Origin of the sequence: Pantoea dispersa (assembly GCF_014155765.1) — a bacterium.
Taxonomy (GTDB): domain Bacteria; phylum Pseudomonadota; class Gammaproteobacteria; order Enterobacterales; family Enterobacteriaceae; genus Pantoea; species Pantoea dispersa.
In genome coordinates this window covers 1127389-1144491 of record NZ_SCKT01000001.1, presented here as the reverse complement: position 1 = coordinate 1144491, position 17103 = coordinate 1127389, and the positions used below count along the sequence as shown (strand labels likewise).

Sequence of the window (17103 nt, the reverse complement as noted above, 5' to 3'; positions counted from 1 at the left end):
TCTCCCACGGGAGAGGGAGCCGATCGAGCCCGTATGCGTGATTTTGCACTTCAGGACGTTAAGGTGAGCGTTAAACAGAAAATCGCAGCGCATGATTCCCTCTCCCACGGGAGAGGGGGCCGATCGAGCCCGTATGAGTGATTCTGCACTTCAGAACGTTCAGGTGAGCGTCAAACTTATAGATCGCACCGTATAATCCCCTCTCCCTGTGGGAGAGGGCAAGGGTGAGGGGAATACCGCGGAACTACAGCTTCGCCACGGCCCACGCAATGCCGCTCGCATAGGCGTCAGGCAGCAGCGGTACCAGCGCATTGAGTGCGGCGGTGAGGCGTGCCGGATCGCTGTCGGTCAGATTCAGATGGCCGACCTTACGTCCGGCGCGGACTTCTTTGTCGTACCAGTGCAGATGCACCAGCGGCTGCTGCAGCCAGTCGGTATTGAGGTCGGTGCCAATCAGGTTGACCATCACCGACGGCGCAAACACCACCGGCTGCGGCAGCGGCAGACCGAGCACCGCACGCAGGTGCAGTTCAAACTGGCTGATAGAGGCGCCATTCTGCGTCCAGTGGCCGCTGTTGTGCACGCGCGGTGCCAGCTCATTGATCAGCAAGCCCTGCGGCGTGACGAAACACTCCATCGCCATCACGCCCACGTACTTCAACTCATGCATGATCGCGCTCAGCATCGCTTCTGCCTGCTGCTGTTGCGCGGCATCAGCCTGCGGGAAGGCAACGCTGGTACGCAGAATGCCGTCCTGATGCAGGTTGTGCGTCAGCGGATAAAACACCGTGCGGCCATCGTGCCCGCGCGCGCCCACCAGCGAGACTTCACCGCTGAAGTTAATACCCTGCTCAACGATGCACTCGCCGTAGCACTCATCCGGCAGCGTTGCGGTTTCGTCGGCGCGCAGGCGCCACTGGCCGCGGCCGTCGTAGCCGCCGGTGCGGCGCTTGACAATCGCCAGCTCGCCCAGCGTGCTGAATACCGCCGGCCATTCGCTTTTATCAGCCAGCAACTGCCACGGCGCGGTTGCCAGGTTGAGCTGGTCGAGCAGCTGCTTTTGCGTCAGGCGATCGGCGAGGCGCGGAAAAATATCGCGGTTGACGAACGCCGGATGGTTAGCCAGCTCGCGCGTCAGCGCGGTTTCCGGCCAGCGCTCGATTTCCGCGGTGATTACGCTTTGCGCGATCGGCAGTGCCGATGGCTCCGCGTCCAGCCCGACCGGATACACGGCAATGCCCAGCGGCTCGCCGGCCTGGCGCAGCATGCGGCCCAGCTGACCGTTGTCGAGTACGCAAACTGGCTTCATGCGTCCTCCCGCGGATCCGGATTATTCAGCACCTCATCGGTCTGGCTCTGACGCCAGGCGGCCAGGCGTGCAGCCAGCTCGCGATCGTGAATCGCCAGGATCTGCGCCGCCAGCAGTGCGGCGTTGGCGGCACCGGCTTTACCGATGGCCAGCGTACCGACCGGAATCCCGCGCGGCATCTGTACGATGGAGTAGAGGCTGTCCACGCCGCTCAGTGCTGCGCTCTGTACCGGTACGCCCAGCACCGGCAGCAGGGTTTTCGCCGCCAGCATGCCTGGCAGGTGCGCCGCACCGCCGGCACCGGCGATGATCACCTGAAAACCGTTGTCGGCTGCGCGCTCTGCGAAGCTGAACAGCTTATCTGGCGTGCGGTGCGCAGAGACCACTTCAACGTGGAACGGGACATCCAGGCTGTTAAGGATTTCCTCGGCGAACTGCATGGTAGCCCAGTCACTTTTGGAACCCATGACGATGGCGATACGGGCCGGGGCGGCGTTGGATGACATGCGGTCAACTCCTGTGAATAATCAAACGAACCTGGCCGGGCGGGCAGGTAAAGAAGGGCACAGAGAATAGCACGAGACAGCGGCAAGGAAAACGGTTGCGTAGGCGGAAAACCGGCATTTCCGCCGCAAACAATCAGAAAGGAAATTCGATTAACTGCACGCCCTGTGCGTCCAGCTGAATCATTGATCCGCGCTCATGCCACGCGCCCAGCACCGCGCGTTGCGCTGGCGTGCCGGCGAGCTCGAACTTATGAATCGCCGGACGATGGGTGTGGCCGTGAATCAGGATCGGCACCTGCTGGCGCGTCAGCGCCGCGGCTACCGCCTGCGGATTGACGTCCATGATGCTCAGTGACTTGTGCTGGTTGGCCTGCTTGCTGTCGGCCCGCATCCGCGCAGCAATGCGCATGCGCAGACGCAACGGCAGCGCGAGAAACAGCCGCTGCAGCCAGCGCTGATGGACTTTGGCGCGAAAACGCTGATAACCGTGATCGTCCGTACACAGCGTGTCGCCGTGCATCATCAGCACGCGCTGACCATAGCGCTCCAGCACCTGCTCTTCGGGCAGCAGCGTCATGCCGCTGGCGCGGGCGAACTGTTGACCTAACAGGAAGTCGCGATTGCCGTGAATAAAGAATTTTGGCACCGGCAGGGCACGCAGGGCGTCGGCGATCTGCTGATGCAGCGGATTAGGATCGTCATCGCCAATCCAGGCTTCAAACAGATCGCCAAGGATGTAAAGCGCATCACACTGCTGCGCTTCCCCCTGCAAAAAATGCAGAAAACCGGCAGTGATTGCCGGTTCTTCCTGACACAGATGTAAATCTGCGATAAACAGCGTGCGCGACATTACTCGCTGACGGTCACTTTCTGGATGATCACGTCATCAACCGGCACGTCCTGGTGCATGCCGCTGCGGCCGGTTTTCACTGCTTTGATTTTTTCGACCACGTCCATGCCTTCAACCACTTCAGCAAACACGCAGTAACCCCAGCCCTGCAGGCTTTCGTCACGGAAGTTCAGGAAGTCGTTATCGGCAACGTTGATGAAGAACTGTGCGGTAGCCGAGTGAGGTGCCTGGGTACGCGCCATCGCCAGCGTGCCTTTGGTGTTTTTCAGGCCGTTATTGGCTTCGTTGCGGATGTCTGCTTTGGTGGCTTTCTGCTTCATGCCCGGCTCGAAACCGCCGCCCTGAATCATGAAACCGTTGATCACGCGGTGAAAAATGGTGTTGTCGTAGAAACCTTCACGGCAGTAGTCCAGGAAGTTCTGTACGGTAGCCGGCGCTTTGTCATCGAAGGTTTTGATTACGATATCGCCATGGTTCGTCTGGAAAGTGACCATTATATTCGTCCTGTGGAGGTTGTCGTCAGTATCAACTGCCGCACCGGCAAGGCGGCGGGGCATTTTTGTAGACGCCTCTTATATCACAATTTCCAATAACGCGTCAGTAAGGCAACGGCAGTTGCGAAGCGAGCGATGCACAAGTCGGAAAAATACGGCACAATAACCGGCTACATCAAGAAGGCGTATCCCGCACACGTAAACAACGGAATCGTTCAATGCTAAAGATCTATAACACCCTGAGTCGCCAGAAAGAGGAATTTAAACCCATTCATGCCGGTGAAATCGGTATGTACGTGTGTGGAATCACGGTTTACGACCTCTGTCATATCGGCCATGGGCGTACCTTTGTGGCATTCGACGTGGTCGCGCGTTACCTGCGTTACGTGGGCTATAAGCTGAAATATGTGCGTAATATCACTGATATCGATGACAAGATCATTAAACGTGCCAACGAAAACGGGGAAAGCATCGAAACGCTGACCAACCGGATGATCGCCGAAATGCACAAAGATTTTGCCGCGCTGGGTATTTTGCCGCCGGATCTCGAGCCGCGCGCCACGCGCCACATCGCGGAGATCATCGAACTGGTCGGCAAGCTGATCGATCGCGGCCATGCCTACGTGGCGGATAACGGCGACGTGATGTTTGATGTGCTGAGCGATAAAGATTACGGCGCGCTGTCGCGTCAGGATCTCGAACAGCTGCAGGCCGGCGCGCGCGTGGAAGTGGCGGAAGTGAAGCGCAACCCGATGGACTTTGTGCTGTGGAAAATGTCCAAGGCTGATGAGCCGGCGTGGAACTCACCGTGGGGCAACGGCCGCCCGGGCTGGCACATTGAGTGCTCGGCGATGAACTGCAAACAGCTTGGCACCCATTTCGACATCCACGGCGGTGGTTCGGACCTGATGTTCCCGCACCATGAAAACGAAGTGGCGCAGTCGACCTGTGCACATGATGGCCCTTACGTGAACTACTGGATGCACTCCGGCATGGTGATGGTTGACCGGGAAAAGATGTCGAAATCGCTCGGCAACTTCTTTACCGTGCGCGATGTGCTGCAGCACTACGATGCGGAAACCGTGCGCTACTTCCTGATGTCCGGCCACTATCGCAGCCAGCTTAACTATGGCGAAGATAACCTGAATCAGGCACGCGCGGCGCTGGAGCGCCTTTACACCGCGCTGCGCCATACCGATGCCAGCGCGACGCCGGCTGGCGGTGAGGCGTTTGAAGCCCGCTTCCGTAGCGCCATGGACGATGATTTCAACACGCCGGAAGCTTACTCGGTGCTCTTCGATATGGCGCGTGAAGTCAATCGCCTGAAGGGTGAAGATAAAGCCGCCGCCGATGCGCTGGCCGCGAAACTGCGTCAGCTGGCCGATGTACTGGGCATTCTGCAGCAGGATCCGGAGCAGTTCCTGCAGAGTGGCGCACAGGTCAATGCCGACGAAGTGGCAGAGATTGAACACTGGGTGAAAACCCGCGCCGATGCGCGTGCTGCAAAAGACTGGGCGCAGGCAGACATCGCACGTGACAAGCTGAACGAGCTGGGCGTCATCGTGGAAGATGGCCCGCAGGGGTCAAGCTGGCGCCGTAAATAACAAAAAGGGCGAACTGCGGTTCGCCCTTTTTTATACGGCTAACTTTAACCCACTGGTTATGGGTAATTAACCTGATGCACTTATCGTAGCGGCGCAATTCATTGCGCAATAAATTGCGCCGCTACAGGTCCGGATTTGCCTGGTAAAATCAGGCCACAACGGTTACGCGCTGACCGGCAAACTCAACCGTCTGACCGGGAAAAATCTTGCAGCGCTTACGCGTCTCAATAGCACCATCAACGCGCACTTCGCCTTCGTCGATCACCGCTTTGGCCTGCGCGCCGCTCTCCACCCAGCCTTCCAGCTTCAGCAGATCGCACAAATCAACGTGCGCATGTTTACCCAGTGAAAAACTCGCCATTATGCCTGCTCCACATCGTGATATTGCTCGCACGCCAGCAGCGTGTTCTCAATCAGCGTGGCAACCGTCATCGGGCCAACGCCGCCCGGTACAGGCGTGATGTAAGCCGCGCGCTCAGAGGCTGACGCAAAATCCACATCGCCGACCACTTTGCCGCTTTCCAGCCGGTTAATGCCGACATCAATCACAATCGCACCTGGTTTAATCCAGTCGCCCGGGATAAAGCCCGGCTTACCGACTGCCACTACCAGCAGGTCGGCATGCTCAACGTGATGGCGCAGATCTTTAGTGAAACGGTGCGTGACAGTGGTGGTGCAGCCGGCCAGCAGCAGCTCCATGCTCATCGGGCGACCAACGATATTCGATGCGCCAACCACCACGGCGTTCAGGCCGTAGGTATCGATGTTATAGCGCTCCAGCAGCGTCACGATGCCGCGTGGCGTACACGGACGCAGCTTAGGGGCGCGCTGGCACAAACGACCGACGTTATAAGGATGGAAGCCATCGACGTCTTTATCCGGCGTGATGCGCTCCAGCACTTTGACATTATCGATCCCGGCCGGCAGCGGCAGCTGCACCAGAATGCCATCGATAGCGTCGTCATTGTTCAGCTCATCGATCACCTCCAGCAGTTCAGCTTCACTGGTGCTGGCGGGCAGGTTATAAGCGCGCGACACAAAACCGACCTCTTCGCAGGCGCGGCGTTTGTTAGCGACATAGATCTGCGATGCCGGGTTTTCACCGACCAGCACCACGGCCAGGCCAGGGGCGCGTTTACCGGCAGCGAGACGCTGCTGCACTTTTTCGGCAACCTCAAGGCGCACCTGCTGCGCAATCGTTTTACCGTCAATAATTTTTGCTGCCATCAGAGAGGAAATCCATCTGTAGAGAGTTAAATCGGGGATGGCGCCTATTCTGTCAGAAGCGCGTGCGGCTGTCAGTCACAGATTCGTTTACGCGACCGGTTTCCCGATTTTTCGCCGTGGCGCGCGCCAGGCTTAGCGCGTATTATGCCCGCCAGGCAATGATGTGGAACACGTGATGATTTGGTTGATGCTCGCCACGCTGGCGATAGTGTTTGTTGTGGGATTTCAGCTGCTGACCGCCGGTTCGCGCCACGCCGCGCAGGCGCTCAGCAAGCGGCTGCAACTGCCGCCGGTGCATGTTGAATCGCTGCTTGCACAGATGGGCAAAGAGGCGGCAAATGAGTTCACCGATTACATTCGCGGCGACAACGAAGTGCACCTCAATAATGGCGCGGCAGTGCTGCTGATCTGGCAGGTGCTGATTGTCGATGGCAGCGATGAGAACGCGCAGCGCTGGCATCACATTCTGACGAAGGCGGGGTTCTCCGCTCTGATTTCACGTCAGCAGCTGTTGCTGGCGCTGGGATTCCTGCGCCAGCTGGAGCCGGACAGCCAGGAGCTGAATGCGTTACGCGAGCAGTATAATGCGCGCTTCACGCCGCAGGGGATTGAACTGGAAGGGGAATCCGCGGAGGTGAGTAATCTGGTCTCACTGAGCGAGTGGCGTCAGCGTCATTAAGGCGAATTGTTCATTCCCTCGACACTCTGCCGTCCGTTGGCGGCAAAAACGTTGACGCGCCAGCGTGCCGACGTATAATCCGACGCATCTTCTATGCGCCCTTAGCTCAGCTGGATAGAGCACCGGCCTTCTAAGCCGTAGGTCACAGGTTCGAATCCTGTAGGGCGTGCCAAATACTTTCAATGACTTACGCAAGCTTCAAGCCTACCTGATTTTCTCCTTGTGTCGTATTTGTGTCGTATTTGTGTCGTTACCCCCTAAAAGTGAGTCAATTTTGCGCGTATGTTCCGTCAGGTGATTCGGTGCCAGGTGAGCATAGCGCTGAACCATTTCGATGTTTTCCCATCCGCCCATTTCCTGCAATGCAGATAGGGGAACGCCGGAATGGATTAATCAGCTTGCCCATGTATGTCTCAGATCGTGAAATCTGAAGTCTTCAATACCGGCGCGCTGTAGCCCGATCTTCTACGCCTTGTTATCATCACTGCGCATCTTCCTTACTGCCGGCGCAATAGTGCCGTCACTGCGATGCTTCGGCTTGGTGTGTACGAACACCCAGCGTGAATGCTTCCCTATCTGCCCTTTGAGCACTTTGCATGCGGTATCATTCAGAGCCACGTCAATAGCCTTGCCATAACGCCATCAGGCAGACCTGAGACTGACAGGACAGATTAAAAAGCTCTGGCTGGAATCGGGATGCGTCTATGGTTATCGCAAGATCCATCTGAATCTGCGGGACAGCGGGCAACCGTGCGGAGTAAACAGAGTCTGGCGACTGATGAAACGTGCCGGGATAAAGGCTCTGGTCGGATATCGGAGCCCGCGGGCACGTAAAGGCGAGGCCAGTATCGTGTCGGCCAACAGGCTCCAGCGACAGTTCAATCCGAATGCTCCGGATGAGCGTTGGGTAACGGACATCACCTACATCAGGACCCACGGAGGCTGGCTGTATCTTGCCGTGGTTGTTGATCTGTTCTCACGCAAAATTATCGGCTGGTCAATGCAATCCCGGATGACAAAGGACATTGTCCTGAACGCATTGCTGATGGCTGTATGGCGGCATAATCCCCAAAAACAGGTGCTGCTTCATTCTGATCAGGGCAGTCAGTTTACAAGCCATGAGTGGCAGTCGTTCCTGAAATCACACGGCCTGGAGGGCAGCATGAGCCGTCGCGGTAACTGTCACGATAATGCGGTTGCAGAAAGCTTTTTCCAGTTGCTGAAACGCGAACGGATAAAGAAAAAGATCTACGGAACGCGGGAAGAAGCCCGCAGCGATATTTTTGATTACATCGAAATGTTTTATAACAGTAAGCGTCGGCATGGTTCGAGCAATCAGATGTCACCGACAGAATATGAAAACCAGTATTATCAACGGCTCGGAAGTGCCTGGATTACCCGTGGCGATTCAGACATCTCCATCAACCTGATAAACCACATCCGCGCTAACCCTGGCAAGGAAGTTTATGACGATACGTCTTCTCCATTCGCTACTTTCAGAAGGGCACTGCGCATCTCACATTCAAGCAGCCTGAGTTAGTGGAGAAGATGAACGTTATCATTGCTTAACATTATCCAAGGATGTTGGCTGAAAGGTAGAACAAGATTAAACTATGTGAGCCTTCAGTAAGGTGGCTTTACCAATTATCACAAATTTAATTAGTCAAAATTATCTGAAGCCAATTGGCTATACAAAGGAATGAATTATGGAAAATACTGAAGAATGGAAAAGTATAAAGGAGTTGCTACGTAGTACCGCACTCCTTCGGGAAAGCTATCAACAAGCCAAGAAACGATACTCAAGTAAAATTGCTCCCGATTTTCGACTATTTCGCTTCTTTAACATCAATGAAAACACCCTTTCAAAATGTCTGGCATTTCTTCTCACAACGGACGAAACTCACGGCCAGGGTGACTTATTTCTCAGTCGTTTTTATCAATTAATTGAGAAGCCTGAGGACTACGCAGTTAGCCATAAAACACGAGTGACAACGGAATATACAATTTCGGGTGGGCGGCGAATTGACATACTGATTGAAGATAAAAACGAGTTGACGGGCATTGAAAACAAGCCTTGGGCAGTAGATCAAAAGGACCAACTTCATGACTATGCTCACTGGTTAGCGGTTGAAGCACAGCGTAGAGGAGTTGGATGGTCATTAATATATCTCTGTAACAATGAGGTTAGTGAGTCTTCTTATCGCTCTCAGGCTTCAGAAGAGATGAACAAGCATGTAAAGCCAATTACTTTTTTTCAACTTGAAAGATGGCTTTCAGATTGCGTTTTACATGTAGAAGCACCATCAGTGCGCTGCTTTGTCGACGCTTTGCTTAAATTCATTCGTGAAGATATTAATGGAGAAACAGTTATGGAATTGCAAACTGAATTAACAGAGAGCCTGGTGGCTTCACCGCAAAATCTTAGCGCGGCATTTTTGATTACACAGAATATGCGTCAAGTAAAAGAACGGCTTTGGGAAAATTTCATCAAACATCTCTCTAAGCAATTGGCACCTGTCGGGGTTAGTGTGGATTTTAATGATGAGTTGCGATTAGGAGGTAAATATGCATCCTTTTCTATCTTATTTAGAGAGGGGGATGATTTCATGTTAAGCTGGGAGTTTGATACTTCAGATTATCGCAATTTGGCTTACGGGATTAGCTCGGTCAGTGAGCCCAGCGAAAAGCTAAAGAAAAATCATTTTCCTTCAATTGCAGCAGCAATGCGCAATGCTTTTCCTGAAATTGATGCATATGTTGGAACTCCGGGATGGTGGCCTTGGTGGTGCCACGCAGATGTGGGTATGAATGTTCCACGCAACTGGAATATGGACTTTGATGCTTGGGCTTTACTACTTGAGCGTGGAGAAGGAAGTTTTGCTCAGTCAATTGTCAGTATGGCGCAGCGTATCCAAAATGAGGTTGATTTATCTCTGTTAAAAGCTCCGGTCTAAAATCTTAATTGTTAGTAGGTTACGAAAGCGTAGAAGCTGGCTAATTTGCTAAACAACTCACACAGTTCAAGGAAGATACCATTCACAATGGCAAGTTGGCGTAGCGGCGGTTAGCCGCTACAATGCCCGCTCTCGAAAGCGCTTATGTTTTCAGTGAAACACGTTTGGGGCCTTATTGGAGGCCTCTGCGTTTTTTGAACACGAGGAAAAACCAGTGGTAGCAAGGTTTAAGGGGCAGGAGAACGAATCCTGTAGGGTGCAAATAAAAATCAGCTAATTACTCAAGCTTCAACTCAGCCTGATTTTCTCCTTGTGTCGTATTTGCGTCGTTCTCCCTAATAGTGAGTCAATTTGCCTCGCATGCTCGGTCAGATGATTAGGTGCCAGGTGAGCATAGCGCTGAACCATTTCGATGCTCTCTCATCCGCCCATCTCTGTGCTGATGCCAGAGCACAGCATGACGAGGCGAAACGCCAGCTCACTGAGGCATAAGCACCCTGATGAATTATTCCCGCTGACAGTCAGCGCACGATGCCTTTTTAGACCGGAATTATATACGTTAACCTGATCATTCAGGATAGATACGAGGTTTCCTGCCAGGTGAATTTTCTGAATCTCTGTCAGTCAGGCGCGGATGACGATATTCATTGAAAATGTTTGAGAAATAATTATGGCACCTGATTCGGGAGCGCGTCAGGCCATTCCTGCTAAATACTTACGGCCGTTAATATCAACCTGTCACCTTTTAAGTGGGGATAGTAAATAATAATTAACCTTTTATAATAACTTTGCGGGCTATTTTTCTTTTTCTGGTTTAGTGGCGTTACGACTGGATGATAACAGGTGTTTAGCGTTGGCAGGATTGCAGGTCAATTGAAGAAAATTTATTCATTATTTTTTCCATTAAAATCAATTGATTGGTTATCGCTCCTGAACGTTGCCAGAATTATTGCGTCAGGAAAAGAAGAGGGTGTCAGCGGTAGCATATCGGTGAAAAATTTCCTGGTGCGGAGGGTTTTAAGCCAGGTATTGATTACCTGCATGCAAGAATTATTTCTCTCAAAAAGCCGGGGGTTAATTTTATATTGAGAGTGTCACTAATATAGCGATATGTAACCCACGTAAATCTGAATAACGGGTCCGAAATAAATTTTAAAATTAACTATTCCGGGTGATGAATCTGCGTCACACAATGCCGATAACACATTCATATCTGACACTCTCATCTACTTACAGCGAGAATTAATATGAAAATATCTACCCGGCTTGCAACGGGCTTTGGCCTGCTTATTGTGCTTTTTATTATCTGTACCGGCATTGCGCTCAACGCCCTGAGTAGTGCGACCAAAGGCATGGACGATGCGGTCAACGTCAAAATGAAAAAGTATCAGCTGGTGCTGGATATGCGAGGCAGCATCAGGGATATGGGCATTGCGGTTCGTAACCTGGCGCTCCTGACGGATGTTCAGGCAATGAAGCCTGAATGGGAGCGCGTCCAAAAACAAGAAGCGCAGTATATAGCCAGCCGCAACGCTCTGGCTGAGGTGATGCAGGAGGATTCAACACCGCAGGGGCGGGAAGTCATGAGCCGCATTACTGAAGCTGAGGAGCCTGCACTTTCGTCGCTGAAGCAGGCTGGCCGGCTCGGGCTTGAAAATCGCGCTGAGGAAGCCACTGCCTATCTGCTGAACGTTACGCGCCCGGTGCAGAGTACCTTGCTCAAAGCGCTTAATGACATGACGCTGGTTCAGATGAAAAATACGCAGTCCGCTGTTGAAACCAACAGTCAGGCGACACGCCGGGCATCGCTGATACTGATGTTGCTCGCGGCCGCATCAGCACTGCTGGCAGTGGGAACATGCGTTATGACCATTCGCGTACTGATGCGCCAGCTGGGCGGCGAGCCAGTGCAGGCGCAGACACTTGCGGCGACCATTGCTTCTGGCGACCTGACGACGCCTGTAACGCTGCGAAACAATGACAGTACCAGCCTGATGGCTTCTCTGGATGGCATGCAGGCAAACCTGCGTGGTCTGGTATCAAAGATAAAAGACTCTGCTGCTTCTGTGGCGCTGGCAGCGGATGAGATATCACAGGGCAATACAGAATTGTCATCCCGCACCGAGGAGCAGGCTGCAGCGCTGCAGGAAACTGCGGCCAGTATGGAGCAGCTTACCGCCACCGTGAAAAGTAATACGGCCGGCGCGCAGCAGACCGCTGGGTCTGCCCGGGATGCGGCAACGCTGGCACGCGCAGGTGAGGCCGACGTACAGCGTATGTCTGAAACCATGAATGAGATCTCATTGAGCGCGACAAAGGTAAGGGACATCACCTCCGTGATCGAAAGCATTGCCTTCCAGACCAACATTCTGGCGCTCAACGCAGCCGTGGAGGCTGCCCGGGCAGGTGAAGAAGGACGCGGTTTTGCCGTGGTTGCCGGTGAAGTCAGAACGCTTGCACAGCGCAGTGCAAATGCTGCTCGCGACATCAAACAGCTGATTGAACAGGCCGTTGAGCAGGTCGAAAGCGGCGTTGAGGTGGCAGCAGGTACAGGGCAGAGCATATTGAAGATTGTCAGCATGGTGGGCGAACTGGCAGAGGCCATGGATAATATTTCACTGGCTTCTTCAGAACAGATGCAGGGCATTTCTCAGGTTAGCATTGCGGTAAGTCAGATGGATGGTGTCACGCAGAATAACGCTGCACTGGTTGAAGAGTCCTCTTCGGCGTCTCAGTCTCTCTCTGAGCAGGCGCACGCTCTGCGGGGGATGGTAGACACATTTCGTGTCTGACGTAAAAGGGCTCAGCGTTCCTGAGTAGAAATCAGACTAAGGACGCTCAATAACTTACGTGCATATTGGGGATTGAGTCGGGCGGGGTAGAAAGATGTTTGCTGAATTTATTCTGCAGCCGTCCCGACTTTTCAACAGAAACCTATCCCTGCATGTCAGGCTGGCCAAAACACGCTGGCCTTATTTCGCAACCTTTGATGGGGTCTGCGAATTGGCTTGAGACGTTACGCTGTTTATTCTCACATCTGGAATGCGGTCGGTTGCTGGGGTGAGTATTCGCTGCCAATGCGAAAGCAACCCGATAGCAGGCACGGTTTCCGCAATCTATCCGGGATGCTATAAATGCATAAATGATTTGCATGGATGCCATGATGAAAAAAACACTCTCACTTATCGCCGTCATGTTATTAGTCGGCTGCCAGTCCCATACTAAACAAACAGCAAGGCAATCATTCAGGTTTCCAACCGCTTCCGAGATAAGAAGTGAGTGCGAATCGCAAACCTCCTCGCAATTAGCAAATAAAGATACCCATCTGTGGCTTTGTCAGGCCGTTACCGCAATACAGTATCGGTTTTTTGACGCGAATTTATATCACGGTAAGACCTGTGATTTGGTCATTACGCAACCCTTAGGTCAGCCACCGACAAACGTCACTGCGCAGGCCGGAGATGCTGATCTGTGCGCCGTCGCTATCGATGCGGTAAAGCAGGCGATAGATGCCAACACCTTTCCCATGCGGCCTGCGTATCTGAAAGAAAAGATACCGGTGCGTTTTGCGCCCTGACTGGCTTTCTCCCGATCAGACCGTTGCTGCATAAGCGTAACCATAGGTAACAAAGTTTGCCGTTTAACCCCTGTATATCACGCCGTCAGCCCGGCCAGGCTATGCTCAGCATCACAGAGATAACACGTATCTTTATGGAGATTTACGGCAATGAAAAAACAGTGGATTGCGGCCCTGGCAGCGGCAGGCCTTCTTTTAGTGGTTAGCGCCCAGGCAGAGGCAAAAGGCTGCCTGAAAGGCGCTGTCGCTGGCGGCGTGGCAGGTCATCTGGTTCATCATGGCGTTGCCGGTGCGGCAGCTGGCTGCGCGGTGGGCCACCACATGGCCGCCAAAAAACAGAAAGAGGCGGAACAAAAGCAACAGCAACAGTAAACCGCGCCGGGCATATTCAAAGCCGGGTGATAATCTTTTGCGACTGGCTGAGAGCGATGTCTGATTTAGCCCTGGCCAGAAATAAGTCTTATAAATATGAAAAAGCGTCGCGAAGGACGCTTTTTAGGTTTTGCTGTCAGAGGCTGGGCTTTACATCGACAGTGTATGGAACTGAGTAGCTGCAGCTTCCAACTGGTGTCTTCTGCTTTGTGATGAGTCTTTGCCTCATCAGTAAGTTATCCAACTCCGCAACTCTCCACTCAGAATCCAATATTCACCCGAATCATGATCATCTGATCGCGGGTGCGCTGTGCATCAAGCCCCAGCGTTCCCTGGTAAGCGATTCCGGGCGTGATATTGTGCGGCAGCAGAAAATCGACTGCGGTGCCTGCCGTTAACGTCTGGCGGCTCGGCTCGGTCAGCGGTACTCGCCACGTGTCGTTGCCCGTATCAGCATAACCTACACGAGCGATACCATTGTTGCTGAGTGTCTGCGCGTACTCCACCCGGCCCTGCAAGCGCAGCGCGATTTGACCGCTCGTTACCCGATGCTCACCGCGCAGCCCGGCACCACCAATAATCTGAGAATCCGTTTGCGGAGCATAAGCCAGACTATATGCGCCAGCGCCGGACTCACTGTAGCCATTAAGCCATGTGCGGTAATACTGCAGGCGGCCATAAGGTGATAACAGGCTGTCTGTGGTTCGCAATTCATAGCCTGAGGTCAGCGAAGCGAAAATCTGCCGTCCGGAACGGCTGCCGCGAGCTTCACTGGAAGTGCCGGTGATGACGCGTTTGCTATCGAAGTCCATCACGCCATGCCCAAGCAGGCCGTCCACGAAGAACGTCCCTGGATGATAGCTGCCATACAGTGCTGTGCTGAATGCGCGCCCGTTGGTCCGCGTGCCGCTGTCGCCAATGTCGCTGACGTCACGGCCAAAACCAATACCTAATCCTGCCGCGACGGCGGAAGTGAAGCGGTAGTCGGCACCGGTAGACACGCCCACGGTGGTATGACTGAAATGCACGCCGCCGGCTTTATCACCACCAAAATCAACATAGCCGCCTGTCCAGTAAGACAGGCGCTGTACCTGCCTGCCGGTGGAGAAGGGCAGCGCGGGGAGAGAGGGCTGCGTCGGACGGTGATCAATGAAGGCTTTCTGCTGCCACGCGGTTGCCCACATTTTCTCGTCAGCATCATGCTCTGCCTGAGCCGATGGCAGCGAAAAGCGGATGCCGTTGATGTCCGAAGGGAGCTCGCCGCCGCTGTGTAACTGTTCCAGCCTGTCGCTGAAGTTTCGTAGCTGCGCGCGAGCGAAACTCTGCGCGGCACGATACTGAGCGCTGACCAGACCAATGACATCTGCGTCCTGCGCAGGGTTGGGACGGGCGGTAATCGTCAACGTCACGCCGGCCGGCGGCGTTGTGCCAGCAGGGCCGGTCAGCACATAGCGCAGTGCGACGCTGCCACTGGCCTGTGCGGCTGCGGTGAAAAACAGCTGAAACTCACTTCCCGACGCACGTATTTCGGCTTTGCCGAGGCTGCTTTCCGGTTGATCAAGCAACTGCGCGCCGGTAAACGGACCGCCTGTCGCACCGCTGGTCAGGTTCACCATGACCGACTGACCGGCAACAAGCGTGGCGCTGTGGTCAGTGGCCTGAGGCCCGGCAGCCGTCACCGACAGCGTGTAATTAACCCGCACGGTAGCGCCGACAGCATCGGTAACCTGAACACTGAACTGGCTATTACCGGCTGCCTGTGGCACACCGCTGAGCTGTCCATCAGCGAACGCCATGCCCGCAGGCAGCGTTCCGCCAGACAGCCAGCGATAGGGCGCGGTTCCTCCCGTCACGCTGAAAGTCTGTGCGTACATTTTTCCTGCTTCAGCTGGTGGCAACTGACCGCCTGCGGGTTGTAGCTGCAGGACTGACTGCGTAGCTGCCGTGACAGCCAGGGTATAACTGGCTGTGCTGCGGTTACCCAGGCTGTCTGCTGCGGTGATCTGAAAACGATAATTCCCGGCTGCCTCAGGTGTGCCTGAGAGTTTGCCTGTCGGGCTGTCCAGGCTGATGCCTGCTGGCAGGTTAAGCGCGCTGAAAGAATAGGGAGCCGTCCCGCCTGCTGCGGTCACTGTTGTTGTCCAGTCGCTGCCGGCGGTTGCAGGCTGCAGCGTTCCGCCGGGTGGCGAAAGCGTCAGGACGGACTGCGACACGCTGATTAAAACCTGCGCGCTGCTGGAGGTTCCGCTACTGTTGCTGGCGGTGTAAGTGAGACTGTCGCTTCCCGAGAATCCTGCAGCAGGTTGGTACGTTATGCTGGTGCCGGATACGGTAATGCTGCCGTGTGAAGGTGGAGTAATGATGGTGATGGACGTCGCGACGCCGCCGGAAAGGCTGAGAGGCAGCGTATTGTTGTTGCTGTTGGCGGCGACCGTGGCGGTACTGTTGCTGGCTGAGGGGGCCGCAGCGTTGATAGTCAGCGTGTAGCTGGCGGAGCCGCTGGCGCCTAGGGCGTCCGTCGCGATGACCTGGAAGTGATAATTTCCTGCCGCTGCGGGCGTTCCGGACAGCGTACCGGCGGATGCGTTCAGCGACAGGCCTGGCGGCAAAGCGGTGCTGCTCCAGGTATACGGAGCCGTGCCGCCTGAGGCGGTGAGCGTCTGCGACCAGGTGTTGCCGACCGTCGCGGCGGACAGCGCACCCGATGTCGGTGACAGCGCCAGCGCGGGAGCGCTGACAGTCAGCGCTACGGTAGCATCCGCAGAGGTTCCACCCCCATTTGCGGCATGCCAGACAAAGCTGTCGCTGCCGGAATAACCTGCTGCCGGCGTATACATCACGTCAATACCTGAAACCGTGGCGCTACCGTGTGCCGGAGGCGTTACGAGAGTTACCGACGTCGCCGCCTCACCGCTGAGCGCCAGCGAAATAGTGTTATTGGTGCTGTTGGCCGCAACGGTTGAACTGCTGTTTGCCGAGGCTGGCGGCGCTTCTGCACGGGTCACGCTGATGCTGTACCCGCGGGTGGTACCATCCTGCGCGCTCACCACCACGGAAATAGTGTTGCTTCCGACGTTAAGCGCGATGGCCTGCGAGGCCGAACCCGAAGCCACTGATGAGCCATTGACTGTCACCGTGGCATGGCTTTCATTCACTACCGGCGTTACCGTCACCGACGAAACATCGAACGCAACCGATGCGCTGTAATTGCTGGTGGCGGCGCTGAAAGACGGTGACAGTGCGCCAGCAGACAATGACAGGCCTGACAGCGTGGCATCGCTGGATGACGATGTTGCACTGGTACAGTTAAATACGAGGTTACTGAGCTGTCCATGCGAGGTGGTAATCCGCACGGCCAGCCCGTTGGTCTCCAGACTGCCGGCCGGTACGGTGATTGTCACGGTGTGGGAAGTGGTTGTGGTTGAATTTACGGCGTTGTAAGTCTGAGCATTACTCAGGTCAAAACGGGCCACGCTCAGACTGTCGGCGTTCATGGGAGTGCCGCCCACAGCAGAACCGCTGTCGGTAAAG

Annotated in this window: 13 protein-coding genes, 1 tRNA gene and 4 pseudogenes; 9 read left to right on the top strand and 9 right to left on the bottom strand. The window is 54.8% G+C overall.

From position 1 onward, the window contains the following. Window positions 1–244: 244 nt before the first annotated feature. The 4 genes from purK to ppiB form a co-directional block, all read right to left on the bottom strand. Window positions 245–1309 carry a 5-(carboxyamino)imidazole ribonucleotide synthase gene (gene purK, locus H7K56_RS05540; RefSeq protein WP_150360903.1) on the bottom strand — a complete coding sequence of 355 codons (1065 nt, stop codon included), beginning with the start codon at window positions 1307–1309 and terminating at the stop codon, window positions 245–247. Beyond that, window positions 1306–1815 carry a 5-(carboxyamino)imidazole ribonucleotide mutase gene (purE, locus tag H7K56_RS05535; RefSeq protein ID WP_058769411.1) on the bottom strand — a complete coding sequence of 170 codons (510 nt, stop codon included), beginning with the start codon at window positions 1813–1815 and terminating at the stop codon, window positions 1306–1308. The genes purK and purE overlap by 4 nt, the downstream gene beginning before the upstream one ends. A 133-nt stretch (window positions 1816–1948) precedes the next feature. Continuing rightward, window positions 1949–2665, bottom strand: a complete 717-nt coding sequence (locus tag H7K56_RS05530; RefSeq protein ID WP_150360904.1) for a UDP-2,3-diacylglucosamine diphosphatase — start codon at window positions 2663–2665, stop codon at window positions 1949–1951. Further along, window positions 2665–3159 carry a peptidylprolyl isomerase B gene (ppiB, locus tag H7K56_RS05525; protein ID WP_021508631.1) on the bottom strand — a complete coding sequence of 165 codons (495 nt, stop codon included), beginning with the start codon at window positions 3157–3159 and terminating at the stop codon, window positions 2665–2667. Before ppiB ends, H7K56_RS05530 begins: the two co-directional genes overlap by 1 nt. A 218-nt stretch (window positions 3160–3377) precedes the next feature. Here ppiB and cysS point away from each other — a divergent pair, with 218 nt between their 5' ends. Next, complete coding sequence (cysS, locus tag H7K56_RS05520; protein WP_104092672.1) at window positions 3378–4763, top strand: cysteine--tRNA ligase; 1386 nt, start codon at window positions 3378–3380, stop codon at window positions 4761–4763. A 148-nt stretch (window positions 4764–4911) separates the two neighbouring features. On the opposite strand, the gene ybcJ is transcribed toward cysS, so the two are convergent. Both ybcJ and folD read right to left on the bottom strand, forming a co-directional pair. Further along, window positions 4912–5124, bottom strand: a complete 213-nt coding sequence (gene ybcJ / locus H7K56_RS05515; RefSeq protein ID WP_010618497.1) for a ribosome-associated protein YbcJ — start codon at window positions 5122–5124, stop codon at window positions 4912–4914. After that, the gene (folD, locus tag H7K56_RS05510; RefSeq protein ID WP_058757932.1) at window positions 5124–5990 is read right to left on the bottom strand and encodes a bifunctional methylenetetrahydrofolate dehydrogenase/methenyltetrahydrofolate cyclohydrolase FolD; all 867 of its coding nucleotides are present in this window, start codon (window positions 5988–5990) and stop codon (window positions 5124–5126) included. Before folD ends, ybcJ begins: the two co-directional genes overlap by 1 nt. A gap of 175 nt (window positions 5991–6165) precedes the next feature. Here folD and H7K56_RS05505 point away from each other — a divergent pair, with 175 nt between their 5' ends. Next, a complete protein-coding gene (locus H7K56_RS05505; RefSeq protein ID WP_058769413.1) occupies window positions 6166–6669 on the top strand; it encodes a DUF1198 family protein in 504 nt (167 codons plus the stop codon). A 95-nt stretch (window positions 6670–6764) separates the two neighbouring features. Next, window positions 6765–6841, top strand: a tRNA-Arg gene (locus H7K56_RS05500). 15 nt (window positions 6842–6856) lie between these two features. Here the strand turns inward: H7K56_RS05500 and H7K56_RS05495 are convergent. Continuing rightward, a pseudogene (locus H7K56_RS05495) lies at window positions 6857–7302 on the bottom strand (tyrosine-type recombinase/integrase); the annotation flags it as partial. 4 nt (window positions 7303–7306) lie between these two features. Here H7K56_RS05495 and H7K56_RS05490 point away from each other — a divergent pair. The 3 genes and pseudogenes from H7K56_RS05490 to H7K56_RS05485 all read left to right on the top strand — a co-directional run. After that, window positions 7307–8056: pseudogene (locus H7K56_RS05490) on the top strand (IS3 family transposase); the annotation flags it as partial. An 84-nt stretch (window positions 8057–8140) separates the two neighbouring features. Then, window positions 8141–8238, top strand: a pseudogene (locus tag H7K56_RS23475) (DUF4942 domain-containing protein); the annotation flags it as partial. A 137-nt stretch (window positions 8239–8375) separates the two neighbouring features. Continuing rightward, the gene (locus H7K56_RS05485; RefSeq protein WP_150360905.1) at window positions 8376–9623 is read left to right on the top strand and encodes a PDDEXK-like family protein; all 1248 of its coding nucleotides are present in this window, start codon (window positions 8376–8378) and stop codon (window positions 9621–9623) included. 288 nt (window positions 9624–9911) lie between these two features. Here H7K56_RS05485 and H7K56_RS05480 read toward each other — a convergent pair. Continuing rightward, window positions 9912–10043, bottom strand: a pseudogene (locus H7K56_RS05480) (integrase); the annotation flags it as partial. 827 nt (window positions 10044–10870) lie between these two features. On the opposite strand from H7K56_RS05480, the gene H7K56_RS05475 reads away from it, so the two are divergent. From H7K56_RS05475 to H7K56_RS05465, 3 genes are all read left to right on the top strand, one after another. Then, window positions 10871–12415, top strand: coding sequence for a methyl-accepting chemotaxis protein (locus H7K56_RS05475; RefSeq protein WP_058775255.1), 1545 nt, complete (start codon window positions 10871–10873; stop codon window positions 12413–12415). 359 nt (window positions 12416–12774) lie between these two features. Further along, window positions 12775–13200: a cell envelope integrity TolA C-terminal domain-containing protein gene (locus tag H7K56_RS05470; protein WP_249042725.1), complete on the top strand. Its 426-nt coding sequence runs from the start codon at window positions 12775–12777 to the stop codon at window positions 13198–13200. 150 nt (window positions 13201–13350) lie between these two features. Then, window positions 13351–13572 carry a hypothetical protein gene (locus H7K56_RS05465; RefSeq protein WP_136545622.1) on the top strand — a complete coding sequence of 74 codons (222 nt, stop codon included), beginning with the start codon at window positions 13351–13353 and terminating at the stop codon, window positions 13570–13572. A gap of 260 nt (window positions 13573–13832) precedes the next feature. Here the strand turns inward: H7K56_RS05465 and H7K56_RS05460 are convergent, their stop codons facing one another. Next, complete coding sequence (locus H7K56_RS05460) at window positions 13833–17066, bottom strand: autotransporter domain-containing protein (protein WP_170264755.1); 3234 nt, start codon at window positions 17064–17066, stop codon at window positions 13833–13835. Window positions 17067–17103: the final 37 nt, after the last annotated feature.